This window comes from Methylobacterium litchii, from assembly GCF_038442315.1.
GTDB lineage: Bacteria > Pseudomonadota > Alphaproteobacteria > Rhizobiales > Beijerinckiaceae > Methylobacterium > Methylobacterium litchii.
The window spans coordinates 12,680-33,390 of sequence record NZ_JBBXMY010000028.1 but is presented as its reverse complement, the minus strand read 5'-3'; the positions used below and the strand labels follow the sequence as shown (position 1 = coordinate 33,390).

At 62.6% G+C, this 20,711-nt stretch carries 21 protein-coding genes; 9 read left to right on the top strand and 12 right to left on the bottom strand.

Translation table 11 applies throughout. The features are described from left to right. Positions 1 to 213 precede the first annotated feature (213 nt). Positions 214 to 879 carry a Crp/Fnr family transcriptional regulator gene (locus tag AAHF99_RS26020; RefSeq protein ID WP_342167246.1) on the top strand — a complete coding sequence of 222 codons (666 nt, stop codon included), beginning with the start codon at positions 214 to 216 and terminating at the stop codon, positions 877 to 879. Between the two features lie 510 nt (positions 880 to 1,389). On the opposite strand, the gene AAHF99_RS26015 is transcribed toward AAHF99_RS26020, so the two are convergent. Further along, positions 1,390 to 2,154, bottom strand: a complete 765-nt coding sequence (locus AAHF99_RS26015; protein WP_342167245.1) for a Crp/Fnr family transcriptional regulator — start codon at positions 2,152 to 2,154, stop codon at positions 1,390 to 1,392. A 1,331-nt stretch (positions 2,155 to 3,485) separates the two neighbouring features. On the opposite strand from AAHF99_RS26015, the gene AAHF99_RS26010 reads away from it, so the two are divergent. From AAHF99_RS26010 to AAHF99_RS26000, 3 genes are all read left to right on the top strand, one after another. Then, entirely contained in the window at positions 3,486 to 4,004 is a 519-nt protein-coding gene (locus AAHF99_RS26010) for a hypothetical protein (RefSeq protein WP_342167244.1), read from the top strand. Further along, entirely contained in the window at positions 4,001 to 4,219 is a 219-nt protein-coding gene (locus AAHF99_RS26005; protein ID WP_342167243.1) for a hypothetical protein, read from the top strand. The genes AAHF99_RS26010 and AAHF99_RS26005 overlap by 4 nt, the downstream gene beginning before the upstream one ends. 340 nt (positions 4,220 to 4,559) lie before the next feature. Beyond that, entirely contained in the window at positions 4,560 to 4,805 is a 246-nt protein-coding gene (locus AAHF99_RS26000) for a hypothetical protein (protein WP_342167242.1), read from the top strand. A gap of 28 nt (positions 4,806 to 4,833) precedes the next feature. On the opposite strand, the gene AAHF99_RS25995 is transcribed toward AAHF99_RS26000, so the two are convergent. The 5 genes from AAHF99_RS25995 to AAHF99_RS25975 all read right to left on the bottom strand — a co-directional run bounded on the left by AAHF99_RS25995 (position 4,834) and on the right by AAHF99_RS25975 (position 10,329). Beyond that, positions 4,834 to 5,931, bottom strand: coding sequence for an HD-GYP domain-containing protein (locus AAHF99_RS25995; protein ID WP_342167241.1), 1,098 nt, complete (start codon positions 5,929 to 5,931; stop codon positions 4,834 to 4,836). An 83-nt stretch (positions 5,932 to 6,014) separates the two neighbouring features. Next, positions 6,015 to 7,493, bottom strand: a complete 1,479-nt coding sequence (locus AAHF99_RS25990) for a methyl-accepting chemotaxis protein (protein WP_342167240.1) — start codon at positions 7,491 to 7,493, stop codon at positions 6,015 to 6,017. A 648-nt stretch (positions 7,494 to 8,141) separates the two neighbouring features. Beyond that, positions 8,142 to 8,351 carry a cold-shock protein gene (locus AAHF99_RS25985; RefSeq protein ID WP_243953811.1) on the bottom strand — a complete coding sequence of 70 codons (210 nt, stop codon included), beginning with the start codon at positions 8,349 to 8,351 and terminating at the stop codon, positions 8,142 to 8,144. Between the two features lie 1,409 nt (positions 8,352 to 9,760). Beyond that, entirely contained in the window at positions 9,761 to 10,087 is a 327-nt protein-coding gene (locus AAHF99_RS25980; protein ID WP_342167239.1) for a hypothetical protein, read from the bottom strand. Further along, positions 10,084 to 10,329: a hypothetical protein gene (locus tag AAHF99_RS25975; RefSeq protein WP_342167238.1), complete on the bottom strand. Its 246-nt coding sequence runs from the start codon at positions 10,327 to 10,329 to the stop codon at positions 10,084 to 10,086. The genes AAHF99_RS25980 and AAHF99_RS25975 overlap by 4 nt, the downstream gene beginning before the upstream one ends. Positions 10,330 to 10,439: 110 nt before the next feature. Between AAHF99_RS25975 and AAHF99_RS25970 the strand changes: the two genes are divergently transcribed. From AAHF99_RS25970 to AAHF99_RS25955, 4 genes are all read left to right on the top strand, one after another. Beyond that, positions 10,440 to 10,775, top strand: a complete 336-nt coding sequence (locus AAHF99_RS25970; RefSeq protein WP_342167237.1) for a hypothetical protein — start codon at positions 10,440 to 10,442, stop codon at positions 10,773 to 10,775. A gap of 11 nt (positions 10,776 to 10,786) precedes the next feature. Beyond that, the gene (locus AAHF99_RS25965; protein WP_342167236.1) at positions 10,787 to 10,993 is read left to right on the top strand and encodes a hypothetical protein; all 207 of its coding nucleotides are present in this window, start codon (positions 10,787 to 10,789) and stop codon (positions 10,991 to 10,993) included. A gap of 190 nt (positions 10,994 to 11,183) precedes the next feature. Then, a complete protein-coding gene (locus AAHF99_RS25960) occupies positions 11,184 to 11,648 on the top strand; it encodes a hypothetical protein (protein WP_342167235.1) in 465 nt (154 codons plus the stop codon). Positions 11,649 to 12,044: 396 nt separating this feature from the next. Then, entirely contained in the window at positions 12,045 to 12,830 is a 786-nt protein-coding gene (locus AAHF99_RS25955) for a helix-turn-helix domain-containing protein (RefSeq protein ID WP_342167234.1), read from the top strand. A gap of 543 nt (positions 12,831 to 13,373) precedes the next feature. Here the strand turns inward: AAHF99_RS25955 and AAHF99_RS25950 are convergent. The 6 genes from AAHF99_RS25950 to AAHF99_RS25925 form a co-directional block, all read right to left on the bottom strand. After that, positions 13,374 to 14,993: a methyl-accepting chemotaxis protein gene (locus tag AAHF99_RS25950; RefSeq protein ID WP_342167233.1), complete on the bottom strand. Its 1,620-nt coding sequence runs from the start codon at positions 14,991 to 14,993 to the stop codon at positions 13,374 to 13,376. A 1,200-nt stretch (positions 14,994 to 16,193) separates the two neighbouring features. Continuing rightward, positions 16,194 to 16,409 carry a hypothetical protein gene (locus tag AAHF99_RS25945; RefSeq protein WP_342166899.1) on the bottom strand — a complete coding sequence of 72 codons (216 nt, stop codon included), beginning with the start codon at positions 16,407 to 16,409 and terminating at the stop codon, positions 16,194 to 16,196. Positions 16,410 to 16,815: 406 nt separating this feature from the next. Further along, positions 16,816 to 16,986: a hypothetical protein gene (locus AAHF99_RS25940; RefSeq protein ID WP_342166898.1), complete on the bottom strand. Its 171-nt coding sequence runs from the start codon at positions 16,984 to 16,986 to the stop codon at positions 16,816 to 16,818. 507 nt (positions 16,987 to 17,493) lie between these two features. Then, positions 17,494 to 18,879: a methyl-accepting chemotaxis protein gene (locus AAHF99_RS25935; protein ID WP_342167232.1), complete on the bottom strand. Its 1,386-nt coding sequence runs from the start codon at positions 18,877 to 18,879 to the stop codon at positions 17,494 to 17,496. 549 nt (positions 18,880 to 19,428) lie between these two features. Next, positions 19,429 to 19,785, bottom strand: a complete 357-nt coding sequence (locus AAHF99_RS25930; protein WP_342167231.1) for a hypothetical protein — start codon at positions 19,783 to 19,785, stop codon at positions 19,429 to 19,431. Positions 19,786 to 19,805: 20 nt separating this feature from the next. Further along, on the bottom strand, positions 19,806 to 19,982 hold the full coding sequence (locus AAHF99_RS25925; RefSeq protein ID WP_342167230.1) for a hypothetical protein: 177 nt from the start codon (positions 19,980 to 19,982) through the stop codon (positions 19,806 to 19,808). A 285-nt stretch (positions 19,983 to 20,267) separates the two neighbouring features. Between AAHF99_RS25925 and AAHF99_RS25920 the strand changes: the two genes are divergently transcribed. Continuing rightward, complete coding sequence (locus tag AAHF99_RS25920) at positions 20,268 to 20,525, top strand: hypothetical protein (RefSeq protein WP_342167229.1); 258 nt, start codon at positions 20,268 to 20,270, stop codon at positions 20,523 to 20,525. The last annotated feature ends 186 nt before the right edge of the window (positions 20,526 to 20,711 follow it).

The following is a 20,711-nucleotide window of genomic DNA, read 5'->3' as shown; positions in this document are numbered from 1 at the left end:
CACGCCCTTCATCCCCCACCACCCGTCCGGTCGTCCCGAAGGGCAGTCTGCAAGAGCAAGCTTCAGGGGGTCAGAATTGGACGCCGATCCCCCACCTCAGGGGGTCAAAGTTGCACGCCGAAACACAAACACGCCTTCGACATGCTCATCCGCAAACTGGAGAGCATCACCACACTCTCAAGTGAGGAGCGTCGGGCCATCCGGAGCCTACCGGTGCGGATCAAGAACCTCGGCGCCCGGCATGACATCGTGCGCGTCGGTGACCAGCCCACGCATTGTTTCCTCATCCTCGAAGGATGGGCCTGCCGGTACAAGCTCCTCAGCCAGGGTCGGCGCCAGATCCTGTCGTTCCATACTCCTGGCGACATTCATGGCATCCAGAGCCTGTACATCCCCACGATGGATGACAGCCTCGCGACCCTGACCAAGGCCATGGTGGCCTTCATTCCGCACGACAGCCTGCGCGAGCTGATGGCGCGCTTCCCCAACATCGCCGCCGCGTTCTGGCGCAACATGTTAATCAACGCGGGCATCTTCCGTGAGTGGTTGGTGAGCTTGGGCCGGCGCTCAGCCTTCGAACAAGTCGCGCATCTGTTCTGCGAACTGTACCTAAAGCAACAGGCGGTGGGCTTGGCGGGGGATTACCGTTGCCCGCTGCCGATCACCCAGGCGGATCTCGCCGATGCGCTCGGGCTGACGCCCGTGCATATCAATCGCATACTACAGGAGATGCGCGCTCAGACCCTGATTATGCTCCGAAGCCATGTGCTGGTGATCAAGGGGTGGGACGAGCTTCTTCGGGTGTCCGAGTTTGACTCAACGTACCTGCATTTGGAAGGGCGGGTGAATGACGCTTCGCTTATAGCCCGGGCAGATTAGGACCAGCAGCTTTGATGTCCATGACCAGCAGGTCTTCGATAGCGATCTCCTCGCAGCCGTGCTGGCGCGCCTTTCGGAGCCTCACGAGGATTTGGCCGGGGTGCGCTTGGTCAAAGCGGCCTTCGGTCTGGTGGAAACGGCACATTAGCCGACTTTTGCCGATCTCAACGCATGCAAACCCGTATTGAACAGCAGGTGGCAAACGAGGCGTCAGCTCTGAGTCCCAGTCTGCTCCGCGGTAATTTACCCCCGTAGGCGCTGCCGAAACCACCGCGTCGCATCCTCGGGGGTATCGAAAATGGGAGCCCGTACTTTCGCGAGTCGCCCTAGTCCGACCTCCATGAACCATACCCCGCGCCGCTCATGCTCGGGCGCATCGAGGCGGACCAGAATTGCTACGAGTAACCCGTTGATCATCACCAGCATGCCGGCCTGATCCGGGCTCGCCGTATCGACAAGGATCGGTTGAAGGACGACTAGGCTCTCGACATTGTCTCGGCCTGCCACTTTCTACCCCTCTTGAACGCTGCTCAGCCACGGCACCTGCCGGCGGCCACTCCAACGCGCGTTCCTGAGGTGGAGGTAGTTGGGATTGAAGCCACAGTAGGCCATGAGCTGCTCCACGTCCAGGATCGTCAGGACCCGGTGCTTCAAGGTGATGAGGTTGAGCCCGCGCAGCTCTCGCAGCGTGCGACTGACTTGCACGTCCGACAGGCCCATCGTGTCGGCGACGTCGCTCTGGGTGAAAGGAAATGCGTAGCTGTTGTCGGTTACGCGTCCCACCGCGTCCAGGCGCAGCAACAGCTCGCAGAAGAGATGAGCGATGCGCTGATCCGCCTGCCGCCCCCCGATGTTAACCAGCCACTCACGCAGCACCGCCTCATCCACCAGAGCACACCACATCAGAGCCCGCGTCACCCGCGGGTGGTGCGCGGTGATTTCTTCGATGGCGTGCCGGGGGATCTCGACCACGCGGCAGGGTGAGATGGTTCCGATGGCGTGGTCCATCTGGTCGAGGATGAAAACGTTGAGGTCGCAGAAGTCGCCCGGCACGAAGAAGGCCATGATCTGGCGCTGGCCGTCCGGGAGCATCTTGTAGCGGCAGGCATAGCCGTCGAGGATGAGATGGACATCGCCGGGGGCGTCGCCCTCCTGGATCAGGTCGGCCCGTGCTCCCACCTGCCGCACGCGCGGAACGAACGTCCGCAATGCCTTCCGGTCGGCGTCGGTGAGTTCCTCGAAGCTCTCAAGCTTCCGGATCAGAGCATCTCGCATCGGGTCACGGTGGTAAAAGTCGACCTGCCACCTATGATGGGTACGGAGCACGAAACTTCGTCATATGACGCTTTATGCAAACTACTAGCCGGTAGATCACCTGTTTTTTTTGATACGAACCTGTGGCCAAAAAGGGCTACTCGTGATCCAGCAGGCAGAGTGCGAGCTACGAGCCCGCAGGCAACGCCAGAATGCCCCGACTCTGTTACTTTCGCCGTATGAACGACATCCTCCCCGAAGTCCTCGCCGCCCAAGAAGCGGCCGACGCCCTAGTTGCGCTGGGCTACAAAGTCATCCGGCATAGTTGCGCTTCGGATCTTTGGCAGGTTGAGGGCTATATAATTACTGAGATGGTTTGCTCCTATGTGCTAAACGATGAATACAGACGCGTAACAAGTTGATGGTACTTAACTATATTATAATAGTATTCTATAATGATGAATTGTAAGTCTAATCATTAAGATAGCGTGTTACTTGGCAAGATAAATTGAGGACAAATCGGATGGATAGGCGGAAGCTACCACCCATTGTGGGTCATAACGGTACGACACGTGTCGTCATATTGTGAAATGATTTCTATTTGTCTAGAATTTTGAAACTCACATATGTATAAAATTCAAATAAGACATAGAAATAATCGGTTTATTACAACATAAGCAGTATTAGATTTGAGAAATTTCTGATGCATTTTGTAGGTCGCCGTTGCGTACCGGCTGCGTCGGCAACGCCCGCGCTGATCTTGCCCCCCGATTGGTCAGCGCGGGCATCTCAAACCGAGAGTGCGCGATGGCCTATATTGTCAGGATCAGCCGCGTCGGCAGGGCCGGCGTGCCGGCTGGGGCGCCGCGAGTCTACGAAGCATCGGATGAGGCTGATGCCCTTGCTATCGTTGCTTACGAGGTTGACCGCAGCAAGCTCGACCAACCTCGCGTTGCTACGGTGACCGATGCCAAAGGACGCTTGTTGTTCACCTACTCTGGCCGCACGGACGCGGTTAGCACGTGACCGGGAACCGGAATGAGGATTGGGCGCTCGCCGACCGCGATGCCAAAGTGCTTATCAGCGCTCTCCTCGCGTTCCAAGTAATGCTGCTCGGGGTGCTTTTATTCCTGTAAGTATGCCCGATTATACCGCGCCGAGGCGGTCGCAGAACTCGATCCCGCTCTCGCGGATCGCGGCCCACTTCGCCGGAGCAAGGTATCGGCAGGACGATGCGTGCGGGGACAGGCTGTCGAGGGTGGCCCGCCACCGGGCAACGGGATCGGCTAGGAGCGAGGGCGCGAGACCGGATGACGTGCGCCGTGCTACTGGAGCGCTAGAGCACGAGCCATGTGCGCGCAGGCAACGCCACCATACCCCGACTGCCCTACCTCCGCCGCCTGGATAAAATCGGCCTCTTCGAAGCCATGTCCGCGCAAGACGCGGTTGAAGCCCTCGTTGGACTCGGCTGGCCGATCACACCGTATGGCCGTGATATGGAGTTTTGGCGACTTGAAGACCTGATCTGGAGCGATGATGAGTTGATAGAGACGGCAAGCCGGCAGGGCGTGCCGCCGGCGCAAAAGGTGGAACAGCAGATCATGGCAAAGGATCCACCCCAGACCATCGGCGACATGCGTCGGAAAGCCATCGTCACGGACGCCGAGATCACGGCGGCGGTCGAAGCCTACCTCGCCAATCCGAAAGTACCGAGGTTCCAGTTCGCCAGTGGACATATCCTCGACGTCAGTGCGGCCGTAGAGGCGAACAGGCACGCGAAGACGATCCTCGCACAGAAGGGCACGAACGGTGTCTTCCGGCGCACGATGGTGCGGACAGCGGTGATCCTGGCGACGCCGGTTGCGAGATGAGCAAAGTATCGGATCGCCTGGGCCTTACCCTCCCGCTGCACATCGAATTCGGTAGTGATGCGGTACAGGTGATCGACAGCCTCGGCGTGACGGCCGCCTACATCCAGCTCGCCGATGACCCAGAATACCGTCAGCAGACCGGGCGCTTCTCGCGCGAGCAAGCTGCGGAGATCGCCAACATGATCGTGCAGACGCTCAACGACGAGTTTCTGTGATTCCACCGTTACGAGGTAAGCAGCTGGCCGCCCTTCGCGCCATTGCGGCCACGCCCGGCGGACTTCGGCTGAAGGCTTACCGGAGCGCCACGCCTCTTCTGGAAGCGATGAAACTCGTCGAGCTGCGGACCGTGTCGCACACCGTGCACGCCGACGGGTGGGCGTGGTTTCTCACCGCCGAGGGGCGAGCTGTCGTGAAGGCGTATGGGGTAGATGAGGCGTAGGCAACGCGACTGCGCCAACGAGGCCGCGCGGTTGCCCTGCGCTGCTCTGAAGACGCTCGGGTGAGGGTGAAAGCCCGGTCGCAGGGCTCAATAAAGATGACACAGGTTAATCGTCAATGAAGGAGCCGCTGCCGCCGCCTCCCCCGCTTCGAGGCAAGCAGTTGGCGGTCCTGCGCGCCATCGCCTCGACGCCCGCCGGCCTACGCGTCGGCGCCTACCCGACCGCCCTGCCGCTCCTCGCAGATGTGGGCCTCGTGATCGAGTGCCCCGCCTCCCGCATCGCGCACGAGGAGGGGCGGGCGTGTTTCCTTACGGCGACCGGATGGGAGACCGTGCGGGCCTTTGGCAGGGATGAGGCTTAGAACACGTGGTCCAAGTCACCAGCGTTCATCATGCCGTTGCTCCCATGGCCGCCGCGTCGAATGCGTCCGCCACCGGCCGGAAGGCGCGCACGAGATCTGCGTCCAGTCGGCCCGCCATCGACTCGATGATCGCGAGGGCCGCCGCTTCGGACATGGCGGACTTGTAGGGACGCCGCTCGATCAGGGCGGCGTAGATGTCGCTGATGGTCACGAGGCGCACGCGGTCGGGGATCTCCCAGTCGCGCAGGCCGTCCGGGTAGCCCGAGCCGTCGAGCATTTCGTGGTGGGAGCGGACGACGGCGAGCGTCGCTGCGTCGAAGCCGGAATTCGCGAGCATCGCATGGCCGATGGCCGCGTGCGTGCGCATCACCTGCAATTCGTCCGGGTCGAGGCGCCCCGGCTTGTTGAGGATGGCGGCGGGGATCCGTGTCTTGCCGACGTCGTGCAGCAGCGCCGCCTTGGCGAGATGATGCTGGTCGGACGGGTTCAGTCCTAAGGCACAGCCAAAAGCGGCCGAGAGCCCCGCGACCAGCAGGATGTGCTGGTGGGTCATGTTATCGAAACGCCGCACCGCCCGGACCCAGTCCGCGATGCCAACCTCGTGGATCGCCTTTGCGACGATTTCGGTGCCGGTGTCGGCGAGGTTGGGCGTCAGCGTCTCTCCGGAGAAGAACACCGCGTCGAGGTAGCGTCCGGCCTCGCTCGCATGGCGGCGTGCGCTCGCCGAGATGGGTTCAAGTGGCACGTGCCCAGCGCGTTCGCGTACCCACGTCGGCAGCAGGCGCAAAGCCTTGGCCACAGGGACGGGTTCAGCGCCGAGTAGCTGCGCCTGGACCTCGGCGCGGGCGGCATGGCCGTGGACGAGGAGGATGTGCGGCACGCCCTGGCCGTGCACCGCGTCGAGGCAGCGGCGCAGGCGCACCAGCGCATCGGAGGTCAAGTCCTTCACGTCGCTGACGATCAGGGATGGGCGACCGGAGGGCAGATGGACGTCGTAGAGATCGTAGAGGCGACAGACGTTCGGATTATCCAGACCTCTCACCAGCCACCCAGCATGGCGTAAGTTGTCGGTGATCAGCAGAAGGTCAGGCAAGACCACCTCTTTGCATGGAGAGGCGAGGGGCAACTCGCACCGATCACGTGATCACCTAGCTTCAATCGAAAAGGCCGGGGTGAGCTGATCCTTGTCGAGCAGGATGCGCTCCGACTTCAGGCGACAGCTTTGGAAGCCTGCCGCACTTGCCTCGTTGCCTGATCGACGCCCTCACTGGCGCGTGCAATCGCCTCCACGCTGCCAGCAATCCCCGCCACCCCATGCGAGGCCGCCTGCATCGTGCCGGACATCTCACGCGTCACCGCTGATTGCTCCTCCACAGCCGCCGCGATAGCAGCAGAAACCTGATCCAGCGCCTGGATGGTCCCACGGATCGAACTGATCGCATCGACCGCCTGCCCGGTCGCGGTCTGTGTCGCTGCGATCTGCCCACGGATCTGATCCGTCGCCTTAGCGGTCTGCTCGGCCAACGCTTTCACCTCGGATGCGACGACCGCGAAACCCTTGCCCGCCACGCCCGCCCGCGCCGCCTCGATGGTGGCGTTCAGCGCAAGGAGGTTGGTCTGAGAGGCGATGCCCTGGATCAGGGCGACGACTTCGCCGATCTGCGCCGCCTGACCGCTCAGTCCGGCGATGATGCTGCCAGTATGCTGAGCCTGCTCGACGGCCTGTCCAGCCATCTGGGCCGCGCTCGTGACCTGCTGGCTGATCTCGCTTACCGAGGCCGACAGCTCTTCCGCCCCCGCCGCTACGGACTGGATGTCGCCCGAGACACGACCGACCGTATCGGCGGCCTCCGCCGTTTGCCGTGAGACATCCTCGACCGCCCGTCCAATCGCATCGAGGTCGCCGCTGATCGCATGTTGCGCCTCAAGGCGCCGCTGGCGCTCATGCACCTGCGCAGTGATGTCGGTGGCGAACTTGACCACCTTCACCACGACCCCATCCCCATCGCTGATCGGGTTGTAGGTCGCTTGGATCCAGACCTCGCGGCCTCCTCGGGCGATGCGCCGGAACTCGCCGGCCGCGAACTCACCCCGGCCGAGTTTCGCCCAGAAGGTGCGATAGGCATCACCTGCCCGCTCCGCGGCATCCACGAACAGGCTGTGATGCTGTCCCTGGATCTCGTCCAGGCGGTAGCCCATAGCGTCGAGGAAGTTGGCGTTGGCGTCGAGGATCGTGCCGGTGGGGTCGAAGGCGATGACCGCCTGCGAGCGGTGCAACGCAGCGATCTGGCCGTCAGCATCGAGCCCGCGAAGCCTTTGGCCCGTGACGTCGGTGGCGAACTTGATGACCTTCACGACGCGTCCGGCACGGTCGCGCACGGGATTGTAGCTCGCCTGGATCCAGACATGCCGACCACCCTTGGCGATCCGCTTGAACTCGGCGGTCCGGAACGTACCCCGGCGCAGGGCATCCCAGAAGGTGTGATACTCAGCCGTGTCACGCTGAGCCGGGTCTACGAACATCGCGTGATGCTGCCCACGTATCTCGGCCAGGGTGTAGCCCATGGCGGCCAGGAAGTTGGCATTGGCAGTCAGAATGGTGCCGTCGGGCTGGAACTCGATGATTGCCTGTGACTGTTCAAGAGCATTGAGCTTGGCGCGCGCGTCATTGCTGCCGAAAGCGAACATCGGCGTATCCTCGGACTATTAGTCTTTCGTGTTCGACATTGTGCGATAATTGTTAATTTTGCGCAATTGAGTGATTAGTTAAATAAATATCACAAACAATTTACCCAATAAATCATCATATGACGTAAATTGTCGGAAAGGTGAGCTATTTCGAATGTAATATATGTAAGAGACTTGTATTTTTAGAACATAGATCAATCTAAGCGGTGTCGCCTGCATGAACTCTGAGATCCCACCGGTGGAACTGGCGGCCGCAGCGCAGAATGGGGTCCGGTTCATCCGCGCCATCTGCCCGCCGCCATGCCGGCACAAGGGACAGGTGCCGCTGGCTGCGTTCCCGCCAACGATGGGGGTTCGCGATGTCGGGCTGTACCTGCGGTGCACGGCCTGCGGGCGGAAGGGACCGGAGACCGAGCTGGTGTGGCCGCTGAGGTAGCCATCCGCTCGGCCCCGCCCCGATCTGATCACGGGGCGGGGGAGCGTTCGATCTCACCAGCGCGGCCGGTACGCGACGCGGCTTGAGGTGGAGGATGCTGGTTGCCGGTTAGCATGCCGTGTCACGGGGCTCGGGCGAGCGTCCCGAGGCGGGAGCGCGAGCCTACCAGCCAGAGTGGCTCGTCAACGAGGCGCCAGTTCGGCAAAAAGGGATTACGCGCTCTTCAGGTTGCCAGCGCTTTCCTTGCCGCTCCGGCGGTCGTTCTCGACGTCGTAGGAGATCTTTTGCCCCTCGTTGAGGCTGCGCATCCCGGCGCGCTCGACGGCGGAGATGTGTACGAATACGTCCTTGCCGCCGTCATCAGGCTGGATGAAGCCGTAGCCCTTCGTTTCGTTGAACCACTTCACAGTGCCGGTAGCCATTGAGGTATCCTGGTCGTCTGCAGCGCACCAACATGCACGCCGTTGGCCTCGAACCCGCCGACACAACGACCTGTTCCTCACACTAGCCCCGAGGCCAGTTCAATCTGCTGACGACGCCGATCCCTTCGGGGCTTGGCATCGTGCCGCCTCTCGACGAGCCACGCTCATCAGGCGCTGGCGTCCCTGAAGATCGTCAATGGCTGCGTAAAGACGTAAGAGTTCCAATGCGTCGCCAACGGGTAGCGGATCACGCTCGCCGTAGAGTTGCGAGACGGGGATACCGAGGGCGTCGGCAATCTGCTTGAGACGAGCGCCAGACTGGGCCGCCGAACTAGAAGGCTTGGCCATATGCTGCAACCTAAGGCCGAGATCGCATGGGCGTATTCGACTTTAGTCCAATGCGGCGTTGCTCACCCTTGCCTTGGTCGATTTAGGTGAGCTGCCAGAGTCGCGAGCCGCCGACCCGATCCTGTCAACGGCGGGGGGGGCCTAGACCGGGCCGGCGTGTCCCTCGGGAGGACAGGAATACGATATGTAGTTCGCTTGCCAAGACGAAGGGTGGGCCCCCTTACAGATCGCCTTGCCGTGCGACGGCCCAATAGGCGAGGCCGCCAACTGCGAACACGACCAACGGTGCCGCAAGCTGTAGCCAGAAGAAGCCGTCAGCGTTCATGCCGGCTCGCGATCCAAAACAGCGCTAGTCCACCTATCCCGAAGGCGACACCGAACACCGGCAGTCCGTAGCTGTTCCAGGGATCCGAGGTCATGACTAATCGTGGCCCCTATTTTCTGGCGTCGCGCTGGTCCTGCCAAGCCGTGATCTGTGCAGGGTGCAGTTGGATCATAGCTCAATCTCGGCGAGCGCTAAACGACCAGCATCGGTGATTGTCCACTCTGCTCGACCGTCTTCGTCTGTTCGTCCGGTGGGGGCGACAAATCCTCGTGCGATCAGGCCCCCGAGACCCGTTGTCTTTGCATAAAAGCGGCTGTGCTCGGTCAAAAGCCGCAGGCGGTAGCGTTCTGACGGGCTTGGATGCGCTCGGTACTGAGGCACAGCACGCGTCGATCTCTTCGGGAGAACGGCTCTTTGACCTGCGATTACATCGCCGATCCCGAGCCAATCCAAAGCGGCTCGCTGAGAAACGAAGACGTGGCTTTGTGCCTCGAAAGGCGGTGGGTACACGGATTGAGGAGTCTCGCTCAGTAGATCAATTCGCCACCCATCGCCCAACCCGTCGATACCGCGAGTCAGAGCTGCAACGAGGCTTCCGTCAAGCAGGACATCGAAGCTGCCAGGGGCCAACTCTTTGACGGTATAGATACCAGCGCGCCCGGTCATGAGGTCTTACTCTGTCGAAAGCAGATACAAGCCTCACCCCTACTCTCGGGGATGAACTTGGAGGCGGTGATTACGGCTTGTCTGTGCGGGTGCGAGGCTTTGAGAAGATGCGCGAGAAGCCACCAGCAAAGATGTCGGTCAGCGGTTTCGAGGGCCCGATCTCTACCGGGGATGCTACCTCTTCATCGCGTACCAGTTCGTAAATCACCTGCGTCAGTAGCGGCGGCCATTCCATCTCGTGATCTTGCAGCAGGCGAGCAACTTTCACGAGCGCAGCGCCCTGGTCAGCAGTGACCTCACGCTTCGTGATCAAAGCGTCGAGCACTTGTTCAGATAGCAAAACGGACAGGCGAGCAGCTTCTGCTAGCCGTTCGGTGGAAGTTGCTTCGGGCGTCATGACTCTGCCTTCCGCCGCAGCTTCACGCCCGGTTCCCCGTGGTTCAGGAACTCGACGCCCTCGGCTTCAAGCACACGCATGACCGCCTGCACCTTATCCAGGCCGCTCACGAGGCCTGACAAGCCGCGCTTTTCCATCGCCCCAATGGTGTTGATGTTCACGCCCGCCCGATCCGCCAGCGTGCCCTGATCCATGCCGACGAGCGCACGCGCCGCCCTTAGCTGGTTCCCCGTGGTCAACATCGCGTCCCGATTTCCTGTTTGACTAGGATTTTTTCATAGTAGACTATTGACGGGACAAGCGGAAGGGCTCATACCTGACTAGGAATTAGACCTAGCCAACCGGGTTTGCAATGTCCCTTCGCCGTCGCCTCGACTGGAACAGCGCCCTTCGCGGCATCCGCACCGACCGTGCTCCGGTCATCACCGGCCTGCTCGCCGCTCGCGGCCTCGCTGCCGCTTACGCTCGGTCGCGCAACCTCCCCCTCAGCATCACCACCCGCTCCGGCCGCGGCGAGACGTTCGCCGTCTCTCACAACTTCGACCGCAAGGCGATCATGACCGTCGCCACCCTCGCTGCCCGCGATCATCAGAAGCGCCACGGCGGCACCTGGGCCGCTGCCATGGCCGTCTGCCTCAAGGCCGCTTGGCAGTCCGCCAAGCTCGCCCGCGCCGGCATCGTCCACTGAGCCGCCGCGCCATGTCTCACCCCCTCATCCGCACACCAGCCCGCCAACTTCTCGACGCCCGGCAGGATCACGCCCGGTGCCTGCGCCTCGCCGCTTGGTATCGCCGCCAGCTTTCGACCGGTGACGCCTCGATGCGCGACCGCCACGCCTGGGCGCTCGGGCAGGCCCGCAAGCTCCGCACCCGCTTCCCGCACCTGCTTTCAGGGGAGACCGTCTGATGGTTGCTGCCCTCGCCTGCCGCCCTGCGCCGGTCGCCTTCCCCGTCGCCATGCAGCGCGATCCCATCTTCGCCGGCATCGCCGCCCTGCGCGCCACCGAAACCGCGCTCACCGCCGCGCTCAAGGATCTGGACGAGGACGACGCGGAACAGCTTCGCGTCGCGGACGCCCGCCCGAACCGGCCGCGCCCGTGCCGCTCGCGGGCCCTGCCCTCCGCGCCTGCCTTGAGGATGCAGCGCAGACCGCCCTTGATGCGGCGGACAAGATCATCGCTGCACTGGATCGCCTCGACGGCTCAGAGGCCACGCAGGAGATCGAGACCACTTCGGCCCCGCGCCTAGCCGACTCCTCCACACCGCTCGCGCAGATCGTCCGCCTGGGCGACCTAGGGGATTTTCGAACCGCTATCCCGCGCCCGCGCGCCGCGCGCGAGGAGGCCCCCACCATGCCCTTGCCGGAGCCCGAGATCACCCCGGCGCCGGAGAGCGAAGCGGACCACGCGGAGGGTTTTGCAACCAGTATCGCGCACCCGCGCGAGGAAGCCGCCCAGCCAGAGATCCGCGTGCCCTTCCCGCCGCTGCTGTGGGGCGGCGCTGGCAACGTGGTCGCCGCCGCCGGATGCGCGGTCCTGGCCCTTGTCGGGATGAGGGCGTGAGCATCATCTAAATTCGAGTTCCGCCTTGGCAGAGGCGGGAGCGGCCGGGACTGGCGCGGGTGGCAGCTACCGCGACGGCCCGGCCGCAGTCGTTTGAAGCTAACGGTCGGCAACGTTGACTTAACCGTCCCGCCCGGCCGACATGCGCAGTCCGGCCCGCGCCCTTGTGGCGAGTCGCCGGTCAATCAGGAGAGATCGCCGCGAGATAGACCCTGAAAAGCCAACAGCCCCTTCCCGGCAAGGAAGAGGCTGCTGAAAACCTGGGGCCTTGTGAGGCCGAAGTCACTATCCCTCACAAGCCATGACCTCCCCTGCGGAGTCAAGCTGAAACGCGAGTTTCGGCGCCGGGATCGGCTTGCCTGGACCCTAGACGCGGCCCGTGAGGGTTCGTGACCGATGTTCGTTGAGGAGATCCGCCGACAAGCGGAGGCGGCCCCGCGCGCCGCATTGCCTGCTGTCGCGTCCGCGATGTGGAAGGCGTTCGGGGAAGGGCACCTGTCCGAGGCCGAGGCAGAGGCGCTGTCCGCCTTGATCGAGGCGCGACAGGTGAAAAGCGAAACCGTTTCGCATTTGCGCTCCCCCGTTTCGGAGAACGGGATAGGTATCCCCAAGTTTAAGGACACCCCGCAGGAGCGCCACAGAAGCCCCAGGATGGGCACGGGCGCCCGGCCGCGCACGGACGTCAGCCTTGAGCGCCGTCGCCGCTGGGCGGCCTCTGGGCGGCTTCCTCCGGCCCTGGCGGCGCGCTTCACCCTCGCGGAACAGGCCGTCCTGTCCCTCGTGGCGGCTGAGACGGCTCGCAAGGGCGACTGCCGCCTGTCCGTTCCGCATCTCGCCGCCGTGACGGGTGTGGCCGAGCGCACGGTCCAGAACACGATCCGCGAGGCGAGGAAGCTTGGAGTGCTCACCGTCGAGGAGAGACGGATCACGGGCTATCGGAACGATACCAACGTGCTGCGGATCGTGAGCCCCGAATGGACGGCGTGGCTGCGGCTAGCACGGAAGGGTGTCCCCAAAATTGGTAAGGCCCATGGCAATCGCAGGGGTGGGTGCAAATCCTTGCACCGGACTCCTACTCAGATCTTAGAACAGGGGAAAACGAGGACACGGCAGGCACCGAAGAGAGGGACCGCAATCCCGATTTCACCTCCACGAGCAAGGTCGCGGAAGGGAGGCGCGTGAGGCCGTCGCTGTGCTGTGGAAGGCGACGCGCCGGCCTCACGCTGGCGGAAATGGAAAGGCTATCGAGGAGCACAGGATGACATAAACTGATGTGATCGCCCTGGATCCGCGCGCCCGCTAGGACATACTCATTCCCACTGAAATTCTACTGGCACGTGGCTGTAAGATTATGGGTGCAGGGACCATCATACCGCTACGCGGGAAAGATGAGACGGGATCCGCACTCGCTCGCGTCGACGTCATCGCAATTGAACGGCTTGCCTCTGGTCAAGCGATCAACCTTCAGATCGCACGCGCGGAGGTAATCCTGGCAGAACTGCGGGTGCACCGGGATCAGCTAGTCGATCTCCTCACGGATCTACAGCGAAGAAAGTTATCGGATGATGCCGATATTGATGAGGCAAATGCTAAACTCGTTGCAGCAGTTACCTCTGGCCTCGTCCAAATCGATCACTTCATTACGCAAGCCCACGCTCTCGTAGAGCGAGATTTACGGCCCTAGACCCATCGTCCTGTTTCACCAGAGTAGATGCACCGGGAACTTCAGTGCCGATACCGCTCCGCAAGAGCCATCAGTGCTTGTGCGAGTTCGGTTATGTTAGCCGACGCGGTTTCAACTTGCCGCGTCCCCGCCGCCGTCTGCTGGCTCGCCTCACGGATGTTGTGCAGTGCCCCCATCACCTGCTCGATCCCGAGCTGCTGCTGGTTCGTCGAGGCGATGACCTGCTGGAATGCCTGCGCGCCTTCCTCGACTCTGGCAGCAATTTCCTCGATGGCACGTTGGGTCGTATCCGAACGGGTCTTGCCCACTGCCGAGCGCTTCACCGCCTCCTCCGTCAGCATCACCGAGGTGTTGATGCCGCGCTGGATCTCCCCGAGGATTACCCGCACCTGACCCGTGGCCGCCTTCGCCTGGTCGGCCAGCAGCTTCATCTCCGAGGCCACTACCGCGAAGCTGCGCCCGCTCTCGCCCGCCGCCGCCGCCTCGATGGCCGCGTTCAGCGCCAGCAGGTGCGTGCGCTCCGAGATGTCGTTCACACTCTCGATGATCTCGCCGATCGCCTGGGTCTTCTCCGAGACGCCGACGATGTTGCCGGCCACCGCCTCGGCCTGCTCGCGGATCGCATCCATGGCCTGGGCGGTGTCGGAGACCGCGCGCAGGCCCTGCCGGGAGGTCCTTGCGGTGGCCTGCGCGGTGGCGATGACCTCGCTGGCGCGCTTCGAGATCTGCGCCCCGGAATGGGTGATCTCGTCCACCGTGGCGGCGGTCTCCTGCACGGCGGCGAATTGCTCCTCGACGGAGGCCGCCTGCTCCTGCGCCGAGGCGCGGATCTCGGCCGCCGCCGCGTTGAGATCGGCGGTCGCCGCCCGGTTCGTGCGGGCGAGGTCGGCAAGGCCAGCCACCATCATGTTAAGGTCGCGCTTCAGGCGACCGATCTCGTTATGGCCGCCATCTGCCAGGGTGGCGGAGAGATCGCCCTCCCCAACGTGCTCGACGAAGGCCATGACCCGTCCGAGCGGTCGTACGATCACACGGTTGATGGCAACGGCGATCCCGAGGCAGATCAACAGCGTCAGCAGGGTACCTGTCCATAGGGCAAGCCTCTCGTTGCGCTCCGCCTGAACGACTCGAACAGCCAGCGCCGCTCGCGTCTGCTCTTCCAAAGCATCGATGGCCGCTAGCTTCCCGCGTAGGGCATCGAAAAACTGCTTGCCCCTGCCTTCAGCCTCAATACGGACCGCGTCTGGCCGTGTCATAGGATCAGCTGCTTCGTGTATGGCCGTCTCGCCGATATCTGTTTGCCAAGCACGCGCTGTCGCCACGGCATCTACAAAGAGCCGCGACCGTTCAGCATCCCCGTCGATCAAGGCCTTGAGGCGAGTGATTGTCTCATCGAGAGCGGGCCGCCCTAGTCGGTAGGGCTCCAGGCTGCTCTCGCGCCCCGTAATCAGAAAGCCGCGCAGTCCGGTCTCCTGGTTCAGCATAGCGGTGCGAAAGGCATCGAGCCCACGCACAACCTGCGTCGAGCGGTTCAAGGCGTCACTCGCATCCTGCAACTGGCTGCGTGTCACTAGAACCGCTGCGCTGCTCAGGACCGACACGATGGCGATGACGCCGATGGCGCCCCCTAGCGTTCGGTTGAGGCCAAACGTGTTTGGCATGATTAGCTCTTCTCGGTCTGACCTGTGAGCAACACTGTGCTCCGAAATGACAATGGACAAGCTTCGATAGCGCCCAAACCGAATGGAGGCGAGCAGTCCGACAGCACGGGACACGCCATTCGGACACAGCCTATTGCGTACGTGCCGAAGTCGTTCGCGACACCGCACAGCCCGCAACGGGTGAGCACGCAACGACAGGCAGACTGGAGCCAGTTCCTCCCGTCCTGTCCGTAATGCCTCGGCCGGGCGGTTGCGTGAGGGTCGGCGTCGCGGGGGAATTGGACATCGCAAGCGTCGGCCCACGGCCCAAGGACGGCTCTATGATGCCTAACAGGTCTGGTAGCGTCAGATAGCGAGGGTCGTGGTCCTGCAATCCTCGAAGGAGGACCACGCTCTCAAGTCGCTGGTTGAAGCCTGAGGCCTACCCCCTGGGGTCAACGGGGGCAGGCCTCAGTTGCGACTATGCTGACGACGCAGCGTACCAGAAAGCCCTGTCGTTGGAGCCGGTGCGCTACTTCGCGGACGTTCGGGCCTTGGCCCGGTCGCTGAGAAGGAAGCTGATCGAGAGAGGCTAACGCGCCGTTACGGCAGCAATGACTTCAATTCCTGCAGGCCAGTTTCACACAGGAAGCAACTAGCGGTTTCCGGGAGTCCCACTGGTCCCAGCAGGCTTCGATCCTGATCCTGCGTCATTCGCCCCGGTGCTGTTCATGGTGCCCGAACGGCTCATCCCACCAGTCGTAGGGCCGCTACCGGTTGCACCGGGTGAAGACCCCGCGCCAGCATCATTCGGGCCAGTGCTGTTTGCGGTCCCCGAACGGCTAGAACCGCCCGAACTGCCTTCTGCTGCCATCACAGGGCTGCTGAGGGCGAGGACGGCTGCGATGGTGAGTAGTGCCTTCATCGGCGTGTCTCCCTGTTGTCCGCTGGTCGGATGGAGGAGCCCGCCATGCGGTAATAAGGCAATCGCGCGTCTGTGAACCCGTTCCTTGTCGAGGCTTCGCGAGCTTGTGTCCCTGACCTCGGCTATCTGTAGGGCCTGCCGAACAGGTCGCCCGAGGCTTTCCGCCGGAACAGCGTCCGCCATCGACGCCGCTGATGCTCCGGCCGGTCGTGGTTCATGTGGCATCGCTGGCAGAAGGCCGTGAGGTTGGCGCCGATGTTGTCGGCCGTGTCGTAGGCGAAGGCCCCCGCAGTTCTTTACTGTTGCCCTTGCCCACCGCTCTTGCTTGCCTTGTTGGCCTTGTGATGTCCCACGGCGCATCCGGCCGCAGCCCCGGCTTTGCCGTGCCCGGCCATATGTCCGGCAACGCCACCTACAACTGCACCCTTCAGGCAGCCCTTAGCCTGTGCAGGAGCAGTCCCGACCAGAGCGCTGAGAGCCAGCGCTGAGGCTGCAATCACAATCCGGGGCATGGCGTGTCTCCTATCTGTGCAGGAGCCAACACATGGCCGAACGCGCCCGTTCCTACTGCGCAGGTCAGCGCCGCAGCGCTTCGATCCAGGCTTTGACTGGATCGAGCACGAAGCCCACGTAGGACACCCATGTCCGTGACCGACTGTTTTGTGGCACGGCATCAGCCGAGCGAGCCGCCATAGAGGCCGCCACGTAGGCATCCTCACGTTCCCTGCACTCATCCAAGGCGTTGCGCTCGTTTCCGGCGCGGCTCTGCCCCGCCGGCTGGTGAGTGGAAGCATCACGGACGCAGCTATGCCACGCCTGCTCAAGCGCCTGTAGATCACCCGGTGCAGCCGCGAGAGCCGCAAGTGGCTCAACGGCTGCAAGGCTAACGATGATTGCGAGAGCGCGCACGGATGCCGCTCAGTCGTCTGCTACGGCGATGTGAGCAATGACGCGGGCGCCATCGCCCAGCGAGGCATTCACCGCACGGGCGAGTTCGACCCGAGCCGCGCCATCCGCCAGCAGCACAAGGCTAGCAAGGAGAAGCCCAAGAAGGGCGAGCCGGTGCGGCGTGGGGAGGGGGATCGGCATGGGAGGCGCCTTGAGGACGACTAACCATACCCCAGCCGCTGGGCTGCAGCTGCCACCCAGCGACCACAGCGGCACAAAAAGCGAACAGCCTGTGCCGCCGTTTGGCCTCAGAGCCGCCCCGGCGGTGGCGGGGGCGGCCCATCATCGTCATCGTCATCCGGCGGCGGGGGCCTCCGGTGATGATGGGGTGGGGGCCTGTCGTCATCGAAGTCCGGCGGCGGGGGCCGGAAGCGATGAGGCGGCGGGGGCGGCCGGTCGTAATCCTCATCGGGCGGGGGCGGCCGCCTGTCGTCGTACGGCTGAGCGGCAACGCCAGCCGTGGCAAGCACGAGCAGGGCGACACCGGTGAGTAGGCTGCGCATAGGCGCCTCCATCGTGGTCTGGTCCGCCCCTACAGCGTGTGAGAGGGCCCGAACGATCCACGGGCCGACCGCTGAACCGTGAATGGTAGGTTAGACATAACCTTGCGCTGAGATCATCGGATCGGACGACGCCCTCATACTCGTATCAGGATGGGCGGGTAACCATTTCGTCTGCTGCAGCCAGCATGATCGTCATCGCCTCAGATGCGGCGCTGAAGGCCGGCGTGCCAGTATCCCAGTCTTGCTTCGATAAAGCTGACACCATCCGCGCAGCTTCTACCTGAGCCTCCTGTTCCGCCTGGGCGAAACGGGTCAAGGCAGGATGCTTAGAGCATGCCGTTCCCTGTAGCTGTGCTGCCAGTGAGGGTAAGGCCTTATCCCGCATGTATGCGTGCCGTGTGTCCGGAGTAATCTGGCCTAACAGGATGCTCGCTAGCCGGCGCTTCCAAGCCGCGACGTCAATGGGCAGTCGCACCAGTGGGTAGATTGGCGTGGCGTCCTCGACGGCATCGAGAGCCATCCGAGCCGTGCCCTCGGCCTTGACCAGCCGCTCGGTGATGCTCGCGATCTCACCCCGTGTCTTTGTCGCCTTCTCGGCGATCCCCTGCACGTTCTGTGCGATCTCCTGCGTGGCTTGCCGCTGCTGGGCCAGCATGTCAGCCAACGCACGGTTCAGGTCACTCGTCTGCCGGATACTGGCGTCGGCCTCCTCGACACAGGCACCGAGCTTTTCGACCGTCGCCGAACCAGCGATCACCGCGGTGCGGCTCTCGCCTACGGCGTTCGTGATCTGCCCCATCTCGGCCTGCAATGTCCCGAGCCAGGTACGGATCTCGTCCGTCGATTTTGCGGTCTGGGCAGAGAGTGCTTTGACCTCTGAGGCGACGACCGCGAAGCCCTTGCCAGCCTGTCCGGCGCGGGCGGCTTCGATGGTGGCGTTCAAGGCCAGCAGGTTGGTCTGGCCGGAGATGCTGGCGATGGTCCCTGCCATCGTCCCAATCTGCGCGACAGCCCCTTGCAGGACACTCATTCGCTCATCGATCTGCGTCGTGCGCGCGTCGATGGCCTGCATCGCCTGTCGGACCTGCTGCAACTCACGGAGACAGGCGAACATAGACGTCCGTGCGATCTCCGAGGATCCACCCGCGGCCGCAGAGGTATCGGAAACCTGAGCGATGGAGGCGACCATCTCCTCGGTGGCACTGGCGATGGTCTGGGCGGACTCTGCAACTTGGCCAACGTCGTGAGTGGTCCAGCCGACGTTGATCGCCGCCTCAGAGGCTTCCTTGGCCACGGTAGCGAGGATGCTTAGGTCAGAGTGCCGCTCGCCGCGCCTCTGTCTGATCAGTCGCTCGATCCCTTCACGCAAGGGACCCTCGGGCAACTCATCGACGGTCACGTCGCTGCTCGTGATCAACCGTTCTACGGCAGTGAGCAATCGCTGTTCTTCGTCGCGCTGAAGTCGCTCCACATTGGTGGTATCCGGCCGTGATATCGGCTTAGCAGCTGAGCGGAACGAGAGGCCAATCATCGTACGTTTCCAATATAATTTTTGGTACCTTGTCACATGATGGTTAAAGGTTCTGCGAACGTGTACACGCTAGATTCGCTATGTTAGAGCCATGTTGAGCCCTCCGAATTTCGAAGGCCGTACAACGCGTCGCACGAGCATCTTCGCATCCAGCCAGATTGTAGCGGCGTAGCCGGGCATGGCGCTGTTCGGGGAGAACAGCACGGTGGACTGTGCGCAGTAAGCGCCAAGCTCATCGACACCAAGCAGCAGCCCCGCACCAGCGCAGGCTCCGAATTGAGCCGGTGGTGGTAGGCTCGCCCGGAAGAAAGCGTGCGGCTTTTGCTGTCTGAGACTCGTTTGCCTGGATCAGCCACGTGCCGGTGAGGCAACCAAGTCCCAAGGCACAAATCCAGAGAAGGGCCCGAATGGTGCGAGTGCTGCGTTTCGACATGCTACCAGCGTGGCAAGCCGAGGTTAGCAATTCCTTGTGTCGGAGCGGACCGGCTGTCGAGTTTACTGCTCGCTAATAAGATCGCCACCGTTCCATAAGTATGTCGAACTCAACCCTCAATCTTTGAAAATATGGGTCCCAGCATCCGCAAGTGCATTGCGTTGATCGGCACACCATTGCTGCTCACCCACTTCCTTAACTTCAGCAAAGCGACGCGCCAGTTCTTCCTTGAACGCAGCATCGGATGCTTCATCGCCAAGCACCTTGGCGGCGACATCACGAGCGGTTTGAGAGATCCTGAGAGCGGTCGTACCGTCGATGCTATAGTACTTAGCGCAGAAAGTGACGATGGCGGACTGAGTGCTAGATGCGCGGAGCAGGGCTACCGAGTGCTCCTCCGAAGTCTGTGCGTGGCAGAAGCTAGCATGCATGCCGACACAAACTGCGACGGTAACAAACGTTCGATAGCTCACGTGTATGTCCTCGGCTGAGCTTAGTGTTCCGTCCCTTCCATGTTCGGCCGTGGCTCGCCCCCGTGATGCTGGATCACGGCCGAGCGCTCAGGCCTGCCTTTGGCGTCGGCGACCTGTTTCCGAGCCGCTGCGGCCATGAACCAAACCCCACCGAGGGTGGCAAAGGCCAGGATGAGGAGAGGGATGCCGTCGTTCATGGTAGCGCCTCCGTACGGTTGAGCTGACAGCGCGTGTGACGCTCACACCTTTGTTAGGCAACCTCACAACGGGTCTGAAGTTGCGGGTACCGAGATTTGGCCATCGGAACAAACCTAATTGCCTTTTAAAGCATGGCCCTAGGAGACTGAGGCAGGGGAAGCGGTCAATCTGCATAGGCAACGGGCCGCAGATCCCAACGTTGAGTCCATATCGTCAGCAACCGACCCACTAGCCGCTGGCAACTGAGAGACGCGTGCTCCCGCTTACGTGCTTAGAGTGCAGTCATGCTCTTCACTATCACCGCAACCACCCCAGTTGGGGTCCGGACTGACACCCGCAAAACCGCTGCCAGCGCGATTGTGCTGGCAATGAACTGGGAGGAAAAGGGGTTCGAGAACATCCTCATCACGCCCCCCGATCAGCCAACGAAAAACTTCAAGGTATTTCAGAGCGAGTATTATGGGATGGCTGGCTCTGCCCGTAAACGGCATCGGCGCTCGCGGGTATACTCTCTGGCCCTTTCGCGCTTACCGCCGTCCTGAGCCAATTCTGGCGATCCTAGGGGCTATCGACGCCAGGTCAGTCATCCCTCATGCTGATCACCTGAACGACAAAAGAAGGCGGGCTCATGCCTTGGTGGCGCAGGCTGCTCTGCATTCTCATCGGCACGCCCATCGTCCTATCGGGCGCTTTCCTCATGATGCAGGGCGTGCCTCGTGTCCTCATCG

Coding starts and splice junctions, on each gene's coding strand:
- AAHF99_RS25925 (WP_342167230.1), bottom strand. CDS start 19,982: ATGAACGACGGCATCCCTCTCCTCATCCTGGCCTTTGCCACCCTCGGT.
- AAHF99_RS25950 (WP_342167233.1), bottom strand. CDS start 14,993: ATGCCAAACACGTTTGGCCTCAACCGAACGCTAGGGGGCGCCATCGGC.
- AAHF99_RS25990 (WP_342167240.1), bottom strand. CDS start 7,493: ATGTTCGCTTTCGGCAGCAATGACGCGCGCGCCAAGCTCAATGCTCTT.
- AAHF99_RS25920 (WP_342167229.1), top strand. CDS start 20,268: ATGCTCTTCACTATCACCGCAACCACCCCAGTTGGGGTCCGGACTGAC.
- AAHF99_RS25940 (WP_342166898.1), bottom strand. CDS start 16,986: ATGCCGATCCCCCTCCCCACGCCGCACCGGCTCGCCCTTCTTGGGCTT.
- AAHF99_RS25970 (WP_342167237.1), top strand. CDS start 10,440: ATGTCCCTTCGCCGTCGCCTCGACTGGAACAGCGCCCTTCGCGGCATC.
- AAHF99_RS25965 (WP_342167236.1), top strand. CDS start 10,787: ATGTCTCACCCCCTCATCCGCACACCAGCCCGCCAACTTCTCGACGCC.
- AAHF99_RS25945 (WP_342166899.1), bottom strand. CDS start 16,409: ATGCCCCGGATTGTGATTGCAGCCTCAGCGCTGGCTCTCAGCGCTCTG.
- AAHF99_RS25935 (WP_342167232.1), bottom strand. CDS start 18,879: ATGATTGGCCTCTCGTTCCGCTCAGCTGCTAAGCCGATATCACGGCCG.
- AAHF99_RS25955 (WP_342167234.1), top strand. CDS start 12,045: ATGTTCGTTGAGGAGATCCGCCGACAAGCGGAGGCGGCCCCGCGCGCC.
- AAHF99_RS26005 (WP_342167243.1), top strand. CDS start 4,001: ATGAGCAAAGTATCGGATCGCCTGGGCCTTACCCTCCCGCTGCACATC.
- AAHF99_RS25980 (WP_342167239.1), bottom strand. CDS start 10,087: ATGACGCCCGAAGCAACTTCCACCGAACGGCTAGCAGAAGCTGCTCGC.
- AAHF99_RS26015 (WP_342167245.1), bottom strand. CDS start 2,154: ATGCGAGATGCTCTGATCCGGAAGCTTGAGAGCTTCGAGGAACTCACC.
- AAHF99_RS25985 (WP_243953811.1), bottom strand. CDS start 8,351: ATGGCTACCGGCACTGTGAAGTGGTTCAACGAAACGAAGGGCTACGGC.
- AAHF99_RS25975 (WP_342167238.1), bottom strand. CDS start 10,329: ATGTTGACCACGGGGAACCAGCTAAGGGCGGCGCGTGCGCTCGTCGGC.
- AAHF99_RS26000 (WP_342167242.1), top strand. CDS start 4,560: ATGAAGGAGCCGCTGCCGCCGCCTCCCCCGCTTCGAGGCAAGCAGTTG.